The 14,706-nt window shown below is 68.2% G+C and carries 13 protein-coding genes and 2 pseudogenes; 2 read left to right on the forward strand and 13 right to left on the reverse strand.

Annotated elements, in window-relative coordinates:
- Positions 1-99 precede the first annotated feature (99 nt).
- The 3 genes from RWX87_RS01165 to RWX87_RS01175 form a co-directional block, all read right to left on the reverse strand.
- Positions 100-654: a GNAT family N-acetyltransferase gene (locus RWX87_RS01165; protein ID WP_314686045.1), complete on the reverse strand. Its 555-nt coding sequence runs from the start codon at positions 652-654 to the stop codon at positions 100-102.
- Positions 655-740: 86 nt separating this feature from the next.
- Positions 741-3,866 carry a UPF0182 family protein gene (locus tag RWX87_RS01170; RefSeq protein WP_314686046.1) on the reverse strand — a complete coding sequence of 1,042 codons (3,126 nt, stop codon included), beginning with the start codon at positions 3,864-3,866 and terminating at the stop codon, positions 741-743.
- Between the two features lie 292 nt (positions 3,867-4,158).
- Positions 4,159-4,431, reverse strand: a complete 273-nt coding sequence (locus tag RWX87_RS01175; RefSeq protein ID WP_314686014.1) for a hypothetical protein — start codon at positions 4,429-4,431, stop codon at positions 4,159-4,161.
- 29 nt (positions 4,432-4,460) lie between these two features.
- Here RWX87_RS01175 and RWX87_RS01180 point away from each other — a divergent pair.
- Positions 4,461-4,948, forward strand: a pseudogene (locus RWX87_RS01180) (glycoside hydrolase family 3 N-terminal domain-containing protein); the annotation flags it as partial.
- Between the two features lie 76 nt (positions 4,949-5,024).
- On the opposite strand, the gene RWX87_RS01185 reads toward RWX87_RS01180, so the two are convergent.
- Both RWX87_RS01185 and RWX87_RS01190 read right to left on the reverse strand, forming a co-directional pair.
- Entirely contained in the window at positions 5,025-6,302 is a 1,278-nt protein-coding gene (locus tag RWX87_RS01185) for a solute carrier family 23 protein (protein WP_314686017.1), read from the reverse strand.
- Positions 6,303-6,468: 166 nt separating this feature from the next.
- Positions 6,469-7,296 (reverse strand): histidine phosphatase family protein, encoded by an 828-nt coding sequence (locus RWX87_RS01190; RefSeq protein ID WP_314686018.1) that lies wholly within the window; start codon positions 7,294-7,296, stop codon positions 6,469-6,471.
- 347 nt (positions 7,297-7,643) lie between these two features.
- Here RWX87_RS01190 and RWX87_RS01195 point away from each other — a divergent pair, with 347 nt between their 5' ends.
- Positions 7,644-8,423 carry a hypothetical protein gene (locus tag RWX87_RS01195; RefSeq protein WP_314686021.1) on the forward strand — a complete coding sequence of 260 codons (780 nt, stop codon included), beginning with the start codon at positions 7,644-7,646 and terminating at the stop codon, positions 8,421-8,423.
- 281 nt (positions 8,424-8,704) lie between these two features.
- Here the strand turns inward: RWX87_RS01195 and RWX87_RS01200 are convergent, their stop codons facing one another.
- The 8 genes and pseudogenes from RWX87_RS01200 to RWX87_RS01235 form a co-directional block, all read right to left on the reverse strand.
- The gene (locus RWX87_RS01200) at positions 8,705-9,154 is read right to left on the reverse strand and encodes an Hsp20/alpha crystallin family protein (protein WP_314686024.1); all 450 of its coding nucleotides are present in this window, start codon (positions 9,152-9,154) and stop codon (positions 8,705-8,707) included.
- A 204-nt stretch (positions 9,155-9,358) separates the two neighbouring features.
- A complete protein-coding gene (locus RWX87_RS01205) occupies positions 9,359-9,886 on the reverse strand; it encodes a YbaK/EbsC family protein (RefSeq protein ID WP_314686026.1) in 528 nt (175 codons plus the stop codon).
- A 165-nt stretch (positions 9,887-10,051) separates the two neighbouring features.
- The gene (locus RWX87_RS01210; RefSeq protein ID WP_314686028.1) at positions 10,052-10,858 is read right to left on the reverse strand and encodes an AAC(3) family N-acetyltransferase; all 807 of its coding nucleotides are present in this window, start codon (positions 10,856-10,858) and stop codon (positions 10,052-10,054) included.
- Positions 10,859-10,938: 80 nt separating this feature from the next.
- Entirely contained in the window at positions 10,939-11,625 is a 687-nt protein-coding gene (locus RWX87_RS01215; protein ID WP_314686031.1) for a mismatch-specific DNA-glycosylase, read from the reverse strand.
- A gap of 36 nt (positions 11,626-11,661) precedes the next feature.
- Positions 11,662-11,985: a hypothetical protein gene (locus RWX87_RS01220; protein ID WP_314686033.1), complete on the reverse strand. Its 324-nt coding sequence runs from the start codon at positions 11,983-11,985 to the stop codon at positions 11,662-11,664.
- A 95-nt stretch (positions 11,986-12,080) separates the two neighbouring features.
- Positions 12,081-13,175, reverse strand: coding sequence for a redox-regulated ATPase YchF (gene ychF / locus RWX87_RS01225; protein WP_314686035.1), 1,095 nt, complete (start codon positions 13,173-13,175; stop codon positions 12,081-12,083).
- Between the two features lie 141 nt (positions 13,176-13,316).
- Positions 13,317-14,114 carry a pyrroline-5-carboxylate reductase gene (gene proC, locus RWX87_RS01230; RefSeq protein ID WP_314686037.1) on the reverse strand — a complete coding sequence of 266 codons (798 nt, stop codon included), beginning with the start codon at positions 14,112-14,114 and terminating at the stop codon, positions 13,317-13,319.
- Positions 14,115-14,221: 107 nt separating this feature from the next.
- Positions 14,222-14,706: pseudogene (locus tag RWX87_RS01235) on the reverse strand (proline iminopeptidase); the annotation flags it as partial.

The raw sequence follows: 14,706 nt of genomic DNA on the forward strand, positions 1-14,706 counted from the left end.
TGGGAGCATGGCTCCCTGCCGTCTTCGCCTCGATGCCGCCGGACCGCGTCGCCATCCCGCGCACCGTCGGGCCATGCTACCCAGCGCGACGGACGGGAGTCACAGGGAGCGCAGGTCGCGGTACCAGTAGCTCATATCAGCGAGCCGGGGGCTCCCCGTCCGCCACCCCGGGTCGCGGCCGTCGACGCAGGCGTGCGGGAGAAGACCGAAGCGCGTGAATCCGAATCGCCGCATCAGGGCGATCGAGGCCGCATTGTCGGCGTAGATGATGGCCGTGGCCATGCGATGTCCCTGGGCCACGGCCTCGTGCAGGAGGCGGTCGACGATCATCGTTCCGCAGCCCCGGCCTCGGGCCCGCGACGCCACGTAGTAGCTCAGCTCGACCACCCCGTCATAGCCAGTACGGGGATGAAAGCGCGACAACGATCCGAAGCCCTCGATGCGGCTCCCCTCCCGGGGCGCCGGGGCGGCTCCTGGATCTTGTACGAGAACGAGAATGGGATAGAGCCGGCGTGGGACGTGCGAGGACATCCACTCACGGCGCTGCCCGACGCTGCAGGGCTTCAGGTCGGCGGTCGACCCGCCGGCCGCGACGGCCTCGTTGTAGACGTCGGTGATGCCCCGAACGTCATCCTCCTCGGCGGGACGCAGCAGGAAGCCCGGAACGTCCGAGACCGGGCCGGTATCCGACCGGTCGGGGTCGAATCCCGTCGCCCCGCCACGGACAACGCCCGGGCCGTTCACTTCTCGAGCTCCATCGCCTTGCTGAGCGCCTCGCTGAGCTGCTTCTGGGCCTGGCCATAGGCGGTCCAGTCACCGGATTTCATCGCCGAGTCGGAGTCCTGCATGGCCTGGTTCGCCTGCTCGAGCAGCTTCTTCAGCTGCGATGCGGTTGCCGAATCGGAGGAGGAGCCCGAGGACGCCGTGGAGCCGGACGAGGATTCCGAGGACGACGAACCCGACGACGAGCCGGACGAGGACGAGACGTTCTCCGCATCACCCGCCGAGGCGCCGGAATCGCCGCCGAAGACCTGGTCGAGGGCCTGGTCGAGCGTGTCGGCGAAGCCGACCTGCTCGCCGAAGGCGACAAGCACCTTCTTGAGCAGGGGGAAGCGCGTGGAACCGCTCGACTGGACGTACACGGGCTGGACGTACACCAGCCCGCCGCCCAGCGGCAGCGTGAGCAGATTGCCTCGCGTCACCGTCGTCGAGCCCGATTCGAGAAGGTTGAGCTCCTTCGAGACGTCGGCATCGGCGTTGAAGTTGTTCTGGGCCTGGCCGGGACCGGGCACGTTCGAGTCCTTGGGAAGCTCCTCGAGACGGATGGTCCCGTAGCTCGTCCCCTTGACGCCCGCCGTGCTTCCGGCGTCGGAGTCCACCGACAGGAATCCGGTGAGGATCTCCCGGGTGGAGGTGCCGGCGGGAATGTACGAGGAGGTGAGCGAGAACACCGGCTTCTTCGATCCTCCGGTCTGCAGCGTCAGATAGTACGGGGGCTGCAGCACGTCCTCGTCCTGCTCCTTGGTGGATTCGGTCGGATCGACAGGCACCTGCCAGAAGTCCTCGCCCGAGAAGAACTGGCTGGCGCTGGTGACGTGGTAGTCGGCGAGAAGCTGCCGCTGGACCTTGAACAGGCTTTCGGGATAGCGCAGATGACTCATGAGGTCGCCCGAGATCTCCGATATGGAGTGGTACTGCCCCGGGAAGATCTTCTCCCAGGCCTTGAGCACCGGGTCGCTCGTGTCCCAGGCGTACAGCGTGACCGAACCGTCGTAGGCGTCCACGGTGGCCTTGACCGAGTTGCGGATGTAGTTGGCGTTCTGCGAGCCCAGACCCGACACCGTGCTGGACGAGCGCGTGGTGGAGTCCTCGGTGACGGACCCGAGGTCGGTGGTCTGCGAGTACGGGTAGGCGTCCGATGTCGTGTAGCCGTCGACGATCCACTTGACGCGGCCGTCCACCACCGCCGGATAGACGCGGCCGTCCAGCGTGAGGTAGGGCGCGACCTTGGCGACGCGCTCCTTGGGGCTGCGGTCGTAGAGGATCTGCGAGGCCGAGGTGACGCGGTCGGAGAAAAGGATCTGGTCGGAGCCGAATCGGACGGCGTACAGAAGCCGGGAGAACAGGTTGCCGACGCTGGGGCCCCCGTTGCCGGTGAAGGTCGTCGTCGCCCCGTCCGAGCCCGTGGGATAGTCGAACTCCCAGGAGGAGGTGCCCTTGGGGGCTCCCACGATGGAGTACTCGGGGGCGTTCGGGGAGAAGTAGATGCGCGGCTCGTATTTCTCGGATTCGGTGAGCTTGCCCTGGGTCGGGATGCCCGACTCGAAGAACTCGGGCTGACCGTCGGAGGTGACCTTGTTGCCGTAGGCGGCCACGACCCCGTAGCCATGCGTGTATACGGTGTGGTCGTTGACCCAGTTGCGGTTGTCGTTGCCGGACAGGTCGAGCTCGCGTGCGGCGATCACCGTGTCCTGGCTGACGCCGTCGATGTCGTACTTGTCGACGGCGAGCGTGTCGGCGAAGGTGTAGTACTGCTTGGACTGCTGCAGCTGCTTGAAGGTGGAGGACACGACCTGGGGGTCGAGAAGCCGGATCTGCGCCGTGCTTTCGGCCTCGGTGGCAAGAGCCCCCGATTTGCCGGTGGTGGTGGCCTTGTACTGCTCGACCTTGACCTTGTCGAGCCCGTAGGCCGCGCGAGTGGCGTCGATGTTGCGCTGGATGTACGTGGATTCGGCCTCCTGCGCGTTGGGGTTGACCTTGAAGCGCTGGATGATCGCCGGCCACAGTCCCGTCAGCAGCAGGCTGACGACGACGACCGCCCCCACCGCCACGGCCGGGACCCTCCAGGCGCGAAGGGCGACCGAAGCCCTGACGCCGATGGGGGCGGGACCGTCAATGGCATGCGAGCGGGCGAGCCACACGGCGAGCAGCACGCCAAGCGCCGCCGTGAGGGCGGCCATGAGGAATCCGATCGGGATGGTGGCATGCACCGTGGTGTAGGTGGCGCCGGTGATCCGGTCGCCCTCCTCGGTGAGCGTGCCGAAGACGGCGAGGACCTGCTGGACCGCCCACACCAGCATGGACAGCAGGATCCACACGGCTATCTGCCGTCGCGCCCGTGCGGTCATGGAAAACAGGCCGCGGCCCTTCACCGGCATGGTGAAGCGGATTCCGCCCATCGCCAGATGGGTGCCGAGGCCGAACAGCAGGCCGACGAGGACCAGCAGGGCCACGGCGGAGACCACGAGACGCAGACCGGGAAGAACGAAGACGTAGAAGCCGTCGTCGAGACCGAACTGAGGATCCCTGGTGCCGAAGGACTGGGCGTTGGCCATCAGCAGGATCTGGGCCCAGTGGGAGTTGAAGCGCGAGCCGAGCGCCACCCCCACGATGAGGGAGACGACGATGGTGACCCGCCGTGCGGTGCGCGAGCTGACGCCGTGGCCGATTTCGAGGACGTCGCCGCGAATGCGGATGGTGGAGCCGTCCGAGAAGTCCGGACGCGCCCGGATGGCCAGCCAGGCCGACCCGTAGCTGACGACGACCATGGCGAGGGCGTAGGCGGCCCACAGGCCGACCTTGGTCCACAGCTGGGTCCAGACGACGCTGGAGAAGCCGAGCTGCCCGTACCACATGAGGTCGGTGAGGAAACGGTCGAGTCCCAGGAAGAGACCGACGGCGAGAGCCAGCACCGCCACCACGCCGATGGCGACCTTCATGCCGCGACGCGGCCGCGGGGCCGCGGCGATGCGGGTCCGGTCCCTCCCCGGACGATGGGGTCCGCGTCCGGCTCCGGACTCGGGGTCGCCGTCGACGTGAACGTCGGTGACGACGGGGTCGTCCTTCCCGCGTGCGTTGCCGGACATCGCCGCTATGATTTTTCTCCACAGTTCTGTCAAACCCATGGGACCAGCCTATCCGCCGGCTGGGAATTCGCCGGGATTCACGCCGGCAGCATGACGGACGAACCGGAACGACGGGCGCCCATCACGACGGCCGCGCAACCTCCCGACCGACGACCATGAGGGGCCGGCCATCCTCGCCACCGCCTCGGGTGGGGCGCATGGCACGACACCATCCGCGACATGTCGTCTCCCCAGCGGAGGCGACGGACGACGGGCACGAGACCGTCCCGTCGTCGGTTCCGGACTCTCGGGGTCAGGAACCGACGACGTCCTGGCGGCGGGGGCAACGCCGGATCATGGCCCTCACCTCGCTGGCTCTCGCGGCCGCCGTCCTTCTGCCATCGACCGTCGCCCAGGCATGGAACCATCTCATGGCCTCCCCGCACGCGGCGTAGCCGACGATGACGGTCGCCTCGGATGCGCATTCGGCGCAGCCCGTCCCCTCCCGACTGGATAGGGCGTCGATGCCATCCGCGACCCTCTGGGCCGCGCCGACCGCCACGGCATCCCATCCCTCGGCGTCCACGACGCCCCCTCCGCAGCCTCTTCGACGCCGTCAAGCACTTCCCCGGTCTGGGCGCCGTGAACGGCACCACGGACTTCACCTCCTCGGGGGTCATGGACACGACGACGACCGCCCAAGGCGGCGAGGTGCAGGCCTTCGCCACGGCGATCGCCGCCGACCCGGGCATGGTCATGATGTCGGTGGCCACCTATGCGAGGATCGACTCCTCCGCGCCCGCCGCCTTCTCCTCGAAGGTGGTCGACGGACTGCTTCGCGGAGACCTCGGATACGACGGCGTCGTCATCTCCGACTCGCTGTCGGCCTCGGCTCTGAGCTCGACGGCGACGGACCAGCTGGGGGTGCGGCTCATCGAGGCCGGCGGCGACCTCGCCTGCATGGGAGCCGCCGCCTACAACCAGCCGGTGCTGGACGGCTCATCGCCAGGGCACGCACGGATGCGTCCTTCGCCTCCCGCGTCGAGCAGTCGGCGGTGCGCGTCATGACTCTCAAATTCCTCATGGGTCTGGCGAAGGCCTAGCCTCCGCAGGAAGCGGCAGGGGCCGGCGGAACGCATCCGCCGGCCCCTGCCATACGAGATCGGTCGCCGGGACGAATCAGTCGTCCGCGGAGATCGCCCCCGTCAGCCTCCCGAGGGCCTTGAGCCCGTGGTAGACGACGAGCACCACGATGGTGCCGATCGCGATGCCGTTGAACTGGACGCCGGAGACGGCGAACGAGAATCCGGCGATGCCGATGATCATCGTCACGGCGGCGGTCATGAGATTGAGCGGCTTGTCGAAGTCGACCTTGTTGTCCACCCAGATGCGCACGCCCATCATGCCGATCATGCCGTAGAGCAGGGTGGTGACGCCGCCGAGGACGCCGGTGGGGATGGTGTTGATGATCGCGCCGAACTTCGGGCACAGGCTGAGGATGAGCGCGAAGGCGGCGGCACACCAGTAGGCGGCCGTCGAATACACCTTCGTCGAGGCCATCACGCCGATGTTCTCCCCATAGGTCGTGGTTCCGGAACCGCCGCCGAAACCGGCGATGGCGGTGCCGACGCCATCGGCGAACAGCGCGGTGCCGATCTGGTCATCGTAGTTCCGGCCGGTCATCTGGGCCACGGACTTGACATGCCCGACGTTCTCGGCGACGAGCACGAGGACGACGGGGACGAACATGGCGAGGATGGAGAAGTCCACCTGCGGCAGATGGAAGGTGGGCAGGCCGATCCACGCCGCCTTGGACACGGTGGAGAAGTCGATCTGGCCTCGTATGCAGGCGTAGACGTAGCCGACGATCACGCCGAGCAGGATGTTGAGACGACCGAGAAGCCCCCGGAACAGCACGGCGATAAGAAGCACGGCGACGAGCGTGACGATCGCCGTGTCCGGCTGCTTCTGGAAGTTCGTCCAGACGGTGGGCGCGAGGTTGAAGCCGATGATCGCGACGATGGCGCCGTTGACGACGGGCGGGATGATGATGTCGATCCACTTGGCCCCGGCGAAGTGCACGAGCAGGCCGACGAGGGCGAGCAGCACGCCGGTGACCAGGATGCCGAAGCTCGCCACGGCGATGCCCTTGTGCGCCGTCGTGACGGCGGTGATGGGGGCGATGAAGCCGAAGGAGCTTCCCAGGTAGCTGGGGAGCTTGTTCCTGTTGATGAGCAGGAACAGCGCCGTCGACATGGCCGTGAAGAACAGCGTCGTCGACGGGTCGAACCCGGTGAGGATCGGGACGAGGAAGGTCGCCCCGAACATGGCGATGACATGCTGGGCGCCGATGCCCGCGGTCCGGCCCCAAGTCAGGCGCTCGTCGGGCGCGACCACCTCTCCGGGCTTGAGCGTCCTGCCGTCCCCATGCAGCTTCCAGGTGAATATGTTGCTCATCCGCCTTCTCCTTCTGGCCCGTCGCACGGACCATGATGCCGTGCGCACGTCGGGGCACATTGTACCGAGGGGATGCACCGGGATGTTTCCTCGACGCGGCGGCGGACCATCGCCTCCATGCCCGCCGGAGCACGTCCCGGGGACGGCCGGGGATCCACGGCCACGGTCAGCGCACGTAGCTTTCGAGATGCGGGTCGACGGCGTGGACGACGTCCACGAGGTCGCCGTTGGACAGCAGCGGCCTCTGGAACTCGCGCCAGGGCTCCACCTGGACCTCCCAGCGACTGGTCGAGGGGTCGTAGACGGGACGCGCCGTCTGCTCCCAGCGCAGACGGCGGGAGGTGCGACCCGTGTCCGGATCGCGTCGGGAGTAGTGCAGGCAGGTGCAGTTGGTGATCCGCCACCTGTCGCTGTCGGCGCGGCGAAGGAACTCCTCGTCGGAGAGGTCCTCCAGCGTGAGCATGAGGGCGAGCATGAAATCCCCGTGCGTGACGGCGACGACGGATTCGGCTTCGGAGCGTCGGTTGAGGGAGGTCAGCAGATTGTGCACGCGGTCCTCGGCGACGTCGGCGATGGACTCTCCCGCCGGCGGCCTCCAGTACAGGGGATCCGTGCGCTTGAACATCCAGTTGCGCTCGTAGTTCGTGCGGAACTCCTCCTGGGTCACGGTGCTGATCTCCCCCCAGGAGCGTTCGCGCAGGACTCGCGTCTCCTCCCATTTGGCCTTGGGCAGGGCCATGGTGGCGGCCGTCTCGCGCGTGCGCACGTAGGGCGAGACGAGATAGCGGTCGAAGAGCTGCTGCTGACCGACGAGCCAGCGGCCGATGCAGTCCGCCTGCTTGCGTCCGGTGGCCGTGAGCCGCCAGGAGCGGTCGGGCACGGTGACGTTGTCCTGGGTGAAGAGGGAGTCGTCGCCCTGCTCGCCCGCCTTGACGATGACGTTCGCCTCCGACTCGCCATGGCGAATCACGTACATGTTCAATGGCATACCCATGGATTCGTCCGTCCTTCCGCGGGTCCGTCCCCGCGTCACCCTCTGGGTCCCCCGCTCGTCCCCCGGCGCTCCGGCGGCCGGAACGAGGATCCTGCGATGACGACGCCGGCGGCTGTCCGTGACGACCGTCACCGATGACCGTCCCTGACCAAACTAGCCCACGGCCGCCACCTCGGCCGCGTCGGCCAGACGGCAGCCGATGAGCGGCGCCAGCCCGCGGCGCCCTTCGGGCATACCATGGCCTCAGCATTCGTCCTACGGAAGGCGCATGGCTGTCAGGATGCGGACCCAGAACGGGCTCCGCCATGCGGACCGGCAGAAGCCGTCAGGACGAGGATGGGAGAGCGATGAACGACGACGGCATGAATCCGCTCGGAGCCAGGACGGAGCCGGCGACCGAATCGCGGACGCCCATGACCCTGGCGACGCCCGGGACGGAGGAATCCGACGTCCCGCCCAGCGCCGCCGTCTCCGGACGCAGCGCCCATCGTCATGGCCATGCCTTCCGCGTCCTGACGATTGTCGTCATCCTGCTCGCGCTCGCCACGGCCATCGGGGTCGCGATCCATGCCCTTGGGGAAAGAGGCTCGGCGGTCTCCCTCTCCGGCACGATGACGCTGTCGGGAGACCTGAAGGGTGACGGATCGAGCTCCGACATCCGCGTCGCGGCATCCGGGGACACGCTTACCCTGTCCTTCCCTGGATATGACGGCTCGCTGCAGGCGACCGTGAAGACCGGAGATTCCGTTTCATCCGGAGCGTCCTACCGCGTGTCCTCCATCGCCGTCAACGGCGACGCCGCGCAGACGATGATGGACGTCCTGCCCATCGAGGGGATCTCGGTCGCGGAGTTCAAGGTGGCGCTCGAAACCGCCCAGCCGACGCTCGTCACGCCATCGTCGACGCTGTCCGGATCCCCCGAAGGGACATGGACGGCATCGGCCACGGTCCTCGGCGTCAGCGCCTCGGCCACGGCGGATTTCTCGACGGGCGGCGCGCTGACCCTGACCGCGACCGGACCTCTGGGCACGCAGACGCGAAGCCTGCGCTGGTCGCAGAAGGGCTCGGTTGTCTCCATCACCGACGCCAAGGGCGCGAAGGTCGCCACCCTGACGATGTCGGACTAGCTGGTCGCAGGTCCCCCGGTCCCCTCTGGAGGCCACGCTCCGGGACGCCCGCTCGGCCTGAACGGAATCGCGGAAAGGAGCGGGGCGACGGTCCCGGAGGACGCTCTAAGGAATCCGGACATGACGGAGGCCGGCCCCCGAGGGGACCGGCCTTCCTGACGATAGGGGCGTCTTCGCGACGAACGCGCGTCCCGGACAGCCACCCGGCCTCCCGCGTCGGCGACGCCGCTTCGGAGCACGCATCGCCGGAGTCGCGAGCACGACTGGTGCCGGGCCGGCCGTCAGCCCTCGATGGCGATCCGGCGACCGGACTCCACCTGGGCCTTCGGCTGGACCTTCGCGACCTCGAGGGACAGCGTGCCGTCCCTGTAGCTGGCATGGACGTCCGAATCCTTGACCTGGTCCCCGACGTAGAAGCTGCGGGAGCATGAGCCGACATAGCGTTCGCGGCGCAGCCACCTGCCGCCTTTGTCCTTGTCGTCATGCTTCTCGTCCTTGTGCGCGGACACCGTCAGATAGCCGTCCTTGAGCTCCAGGGCGATGTCGTCCCTGTTGAAGCCGGGCATGTCGATGGCGACCACGTAGGCCTTGTCGGTTTCACGGACGTCCGTGTTCATCATGCTGGTGGGGGCGACCGCCTCGGCGTTGGCGTTGCGCCAGCCCGAGAAGAACGGGTCGTCGAACAGGTCGGCGAACATCGTGTCGTTCATCAGTGCCGGAAACATAGCCATAATGCATACTCCTTGAGTTCCCTGGCCACGGGGTCGGGACGCCGGCCGTGTCCTCGACGACTCCGGCGACGTTCGGCTTCCTCCGGAACCCCTTCCGGAGCTCCGTGGCCGTTCATCTGGAGAAACAGGACGCAGGCCCCGATGTTCCGGGATTCCGCTGACGGAGAACACCGATCGACGACGGGGAGATCCCCGGAACCCGGCTCAGGCAACATCCATCGGCGTGCCCGAGGTGATGCGCACAAGCTCCTCGAAGGTGGTGGGGAAAAGGGCATGGGGATGTCCGGCATCGGCCCAGACCCTGGCATGATCGGCGAGGGCCGTGTCGACGATCGTCTCGATGTGGTCAGGATGGCCGACGGGGGCCACCCCGCCGATCACCTGCCCGGTGACCTGCAGGACGTAGTCGGGGTCGGCCCGATGCAGACGCCCGCGTCCGAGCTGATGTTGGACCTTCTTCACGTCGACCCGATGCGCCCCGGAGGTGAGGATGAGCAGCGGGCGGTCATCGCATCGGAAGATCAGGCTGTTGGCGATGGCCCCGACCTCGCATCCGCAGGCGACGGCGGCCTCCGCGGCGGTGCGCGCCGACTCGTGCAGTGCGAGGATGCGACCGACGACCCGCTCGTCGGCGAGGATGGCGGCCACGCGGCGGACCCGTGGATTGTCGAGTATCCTGCGCTGCTCCTCCGTGAGCCGACCCCCCTCGGTGAGCCCGGTGACGCGTGCCATATGTCTCCGCCTTTCGGTCGGACGGGACGGAACCCTTCCTCCCCAGACGACCACAGTGAGGCTAGGCGTCTGCCGTTACCTGCCGATGTCGGACGTATGACGGATGGCCACCGTCTCGGTGAACGCGGAATGAACCTGGCGGGAACGAACGTCCCGAGGAATCCCTCACACCTGGTCCGTCTTCCCGGAAACCGTCCTGTGTCGCCGAAACCATGCCGATGCGAAGCCGACGAGTTCGGCGTCGGGGACCAGCCGGGAAGGCGCCGCACCGATGGGCCCCGAGCGTTCACGCCCCGTCTCCCGCGCGAAGGCGCGTCCGACCTCGGGGAAGTCCTCGTCATGGACGACGCGCTCGTCGAACCCCACCCATCGGCGTCGGCCCTCGACCATCAGCGGCGCCCCGTTGCGGGCGGTCTCGCGAAGCGTCCCGCTGCGTTCCTCCGCGAGATGAAGCATCGTGCACTTCTCGTATCCCACGCCGATGAGCAGCGACCATCCGCCGATCGCCTCGATGGCACCGAGCGGCGACCTCTCGCCGACCGGATCGTCCAGGTCATGCACGGCGAGGATACGCTCGGCCAAGGGCCCTCGGGCGGCGAAGGAACGATGGGGATGGGAGCTTCTCAGCACGCCCGGCATGGTGCGGAACAGTTCCGCCGTCCTCCCCATCGTGCGCGTCGGGGTGACGGCCGGATCGTAGACGGGAAGGTTCGCGCGGATCATCGGCCACAGGGCGGGCGAAACCCCCGGATCCGCCAGATAGGCAGGGTCGCACAGCTGCCATGACTGCGCAGGCATGACCAGCGTCCCGGACTCGCCGACCGCTTCAAGCAGGGCCTCGGCCACGGTCTGCTCTCCGCCCACGACACGCCCGATGCGGGACATCGAGACGTGCGCGAGCAGGACCATGCCTTCCCGGACACCCAGCGCATGAAGATCGCCGACGATGTCGGCATGCGTCACCATCTGCATGGGTCAACCATAGACGACGCCGACGGCATGCCCACCATGCCGCATCCCTCGTTCCGCATGACGCAGGAGGATGCGGGGACTCATGCCCCGGTGCGCTGACCTCTAGGCACGGAATCCGTCCGAACCATTCCCCACACCTCGCGCCATTTCGCCGCAAGCGAGTCCACCGTCTCGTGGGCGTTGAGCCCGCTGGGCTGGGGAACGACCCAGAGGGCGACGTCCGGAGGCCAGCCGGCGATTCCGTCCGTCCCCTGAAGCCCAAGACTCGCATGCGGACGGCGGAACGCCGTACGGAAGGCGGTGATTCCGACGACGGCGACGGCCCCTGGCCGCATCGACTCGACGCGACGAACCAGAAGCTCTCCCCCGGCGCGCAGCTCGTCACGACTCAGCTCGGCGGCGCGGGCCGTCGGTCGCGCCACGAGATTCGTGATGGCCACGCCGCGCCGCACGAGCGCATCGGCCTGCTCCCGGCTCATCCCGCGGGAGACGTCGACGAGCCCGTCGGTGATGCCGGCCCTTTCAAGGGACGGCCAGAAGCGGTTCCCGGGATGGGCGAAGGGCGCATTCACGGCCGCCGTCCACAGGCCCGGGTTGATGCCCACGATGAGAAGACGCGGGGAGAAACCGTCCGCCGGCAGGACGTCGTCCAACGCGCCTCCCGCATCGCCGCGAAGGAAGTCGAGGTCCGCCTTCGTCGGCCGACGACCGCCCAGCGGCGATGGACGTCGGGAAGCCGCATGGATGGCCGCCCGGTCCCCATTCATGGAAGGCGCCCTACGGCGAGGATCCCGCGTGGGCGCTCAGATGCGGACGTAGGCCGCCCCGGCGAGCTCGGCCTCGACGATGGCCGTGACCGCCCCCGGAGTCGTCTCCACCCCGCGCGGCAGAGCGTCGGGAGCCACTCCACGCTTCCTCAGCCCAACGGCGCAGGCCTGGACGCGCACGCCGTCCGGCGCGGCCGGAGCGTCGGCCGCCAGAAGACCGTCAAGGGCCGGCCCGTTGACGATGACGCGCACGTCAAGCCCGGGATGGGCGGCATGCAGATGCCGGGCCGAGTTCACCGCCCTCGTCACGTCATGCGGGTTCTGAGAGGCATGGAGGATGACGGTACGCGCGTCGTTCATCGATTCGTCCTTCCGTGGGGAACATCCGTCGGACCCACGATGCCGCACGGCCGCGACCCCGACGAGACCGACGACGCACCAGATGGCGGACGACCCTACTTGCTCACGTTGAACTTGAACTCGACGATGTCGCCGGGCTGCATGACGTAGTCGCGCCCCTCGAGGCGAAGCCTGCCCTCCTCCTTGATGGCCGTCATGGAACCGTTCGCGGCGATGAAGTCGTCATAGGAGACGACCTCCGCCTTGATGAAGCCCTTCTCGAAGTCGGTGTGGATGACGCCGGCGGCCTGAGGGGCGGTCCAGCCCTTGTGGATCTGCCAGGCGCGCACCTCCTTGGGCCCGGCCGTCAGGAAGGTCTGCAGGCCGAGCACGTCGAAGCCGACGCGCGCCAGCTGGTCGAGTCCCGACTCCTTCAATCCGGCGTCCTCGAGCATCTCCCGGGCGTCCTTCTCGTCGAGCTCGTTGAGCTCCGACTCGAACTGCGCGTTGAGGAAGATGGCCGACGCGGGGGCCACGAGCGCCGAGAGCCTCGCATGGAGGGTCTGGTCGGCGAGCTGGGAGTCATCGACGTTGAACACGTAGATGAAGGGCTTGGCGGTGAGCAGATGCAGGTCGTACAGCTCGGCCATGTCGACCTTCCCCGCGGAGGCGGCGTGGTCGATGGTCTCCCCCTGTCCGAGGATCTCCTGCGCCTTCCTCACGGCGGCGATGCGCTCGGGGGCGACCTTGCCGCCGCGCTGGTCCTTCTCCATCCTGGGCAGCGCGCCCTCGATGGTCTGCAGGTCGGCGAGGATGAGCTCGGTGTTGATGGTGTCGATGTCATCCGCCGGATCGACATGCCCGTTGACGTGGACGATGTCGTCGTCGTCGAAGGCCCGCACCACCTCGCAGATGGCGTCAGCCTCGCGGATGTTGGCGAGGAACTTGTTCCCGAGGCCCTCGCCCTCGGACGCCCCCTTGACGATGCCGGCGATGTCGACGAAGGTCACCGTGGCGGGGATGATCGTCTCGGTGTGCACGAGCCGGGCGAGCGCCGGAAGGCGGTCGTCCGGGAGCGGGACGATGCCCGTGTTGGGCTCGATGGTCGCGAAGGGGTAGTTCTCCGCAAGCACGTTGTTCTTGGTCAGGGCGTTGAACATGGTGGACTTGCCGACGTTGGGCAGGCCGACGATTCCGATGGTGAGGGACATGGTCCCCAGTCTACGGCGACGGAGGACCTCGGCGCGGGAGGGACCGGGGTCCACGCGGGCGCGAGCGTCCGCCACCCCGCGCGCGCATCCCACAAGGGGCCGGATGCGCGCGCGGCGATGCGACCCCGGGCCCCGAGGCCCTCAGCGCCCCTCGATGGCCTCCACGGCGGAGATGACGGCCCCGCGGAAGGCGGACTTCTCCAGGGACGCCACCCCGCGGATGGTGGTGCCGCCTGGCGAGCACACGTCGTCCTTCATGGCGCCGGGATGGCGCTCGTCGGCGACGTACAGGGCGCCCACGCCCTCGACCATCTTCGCGGCAAGCCGGTACGCGGCGTCACGGGACAGGCCGAACTCGACCCCGGCGTCGCCCAGGGCCTCCAGGTACATGTCGGTGAAGGCCGGGGCGCAGCTGGCGATGACCATGGCTATGCCCATGTGCGCGGAGTCGACGCGCTCGATCATCGCCACCGGGGAGAGGATCCGCTCGAACAGCGCGGTCTGCGAATCGGTCAGCGTGTTGTCCGTCTCGGCGATCAGCACGCCCTCCCCCACGGCGATGGGCGTGTTGGGGATGGTGCACTGGACGTGCGCCTCGGCGCCGAGCAGCGCCTGGTAGCGCTCCAGATCCCATCCGGCGGCCACGGAGACGACGAAGCGCGACGGGGAGACGAGCTCGGTCGTCACGGGGGCGAGCACCTGCTCGACGAGATTCGGCTTGACGGCGACGACGACCACGTCGGACGCGGCCGCCACCTCCACGGCGTTGCGCAGCGCACGGGCACCGATGACCTTGACGTTCCTCTCCAACCTGTCCTGGTGCGCGGCGCAGGCGACGATGCGCGAGCCCTCGACGACGCCGGCGTCGACGAGCCCCCTGGCCATGGCCTGGGCCATGTTCCCGTATCCGATGAATCCGATGGTGACGTCCTCGGCCACTGGTCCTCCTTGCTCGGTCCCAATCAAAGCCCCGTCGGACCCCATGCGGGATTCCACGGTGCTTCATGCCGTTCCCATCATGGTCTTCCCCGGGGCCGACGCCGGCATTACGACATGAGCCCCTCGAGATCGCCCCGGTCCAGCGCCTCCCGGTACAGCCGGGCGAGGACGCGGTCGCCGTGCACGCCGTCATGCTCGAACTCGTTGGTCGCCCAGTAATGCGAGCGCCCGATGCGCGTGAGGGTGTCGAGGGACAGCTCGGAGGGCACGTACATGTCATCGACGTACACGGCGGCCTGCAGGGGCACCTCGTTGGCGGCGAGACGATCGGGGTCGTAGAGGCGGCCGAAACGGGTCTCCCCCATCATGCGCTCCACGGCCGGCGCGAAGGGGCGGAGGGCCTTCTCCTGCTCGAACATCCAGGGGAAGGTCGCCTCCCCGGTGAACATCAGGGGCCGACGAGAGGGATCGAAGTCCGGCGACGAGTCCCGCACCCGCTGGGCCGCCCAGCGGATGGGCGCGTCGAGCTCGCCGTCGGCGTAGATGAACTCCTGCAGCGGCCAGTACAGGGGACGGGACGCGGTCGCCCGCT

The organism is uncultured Bifidobacterium sp., from assembly GCF_963540075.1.
GTDB lineage: Bacteria > Actinomycetota > Actinomycetes > Actinomycetales > Bifidobacteriaceae > Bifidobacterium.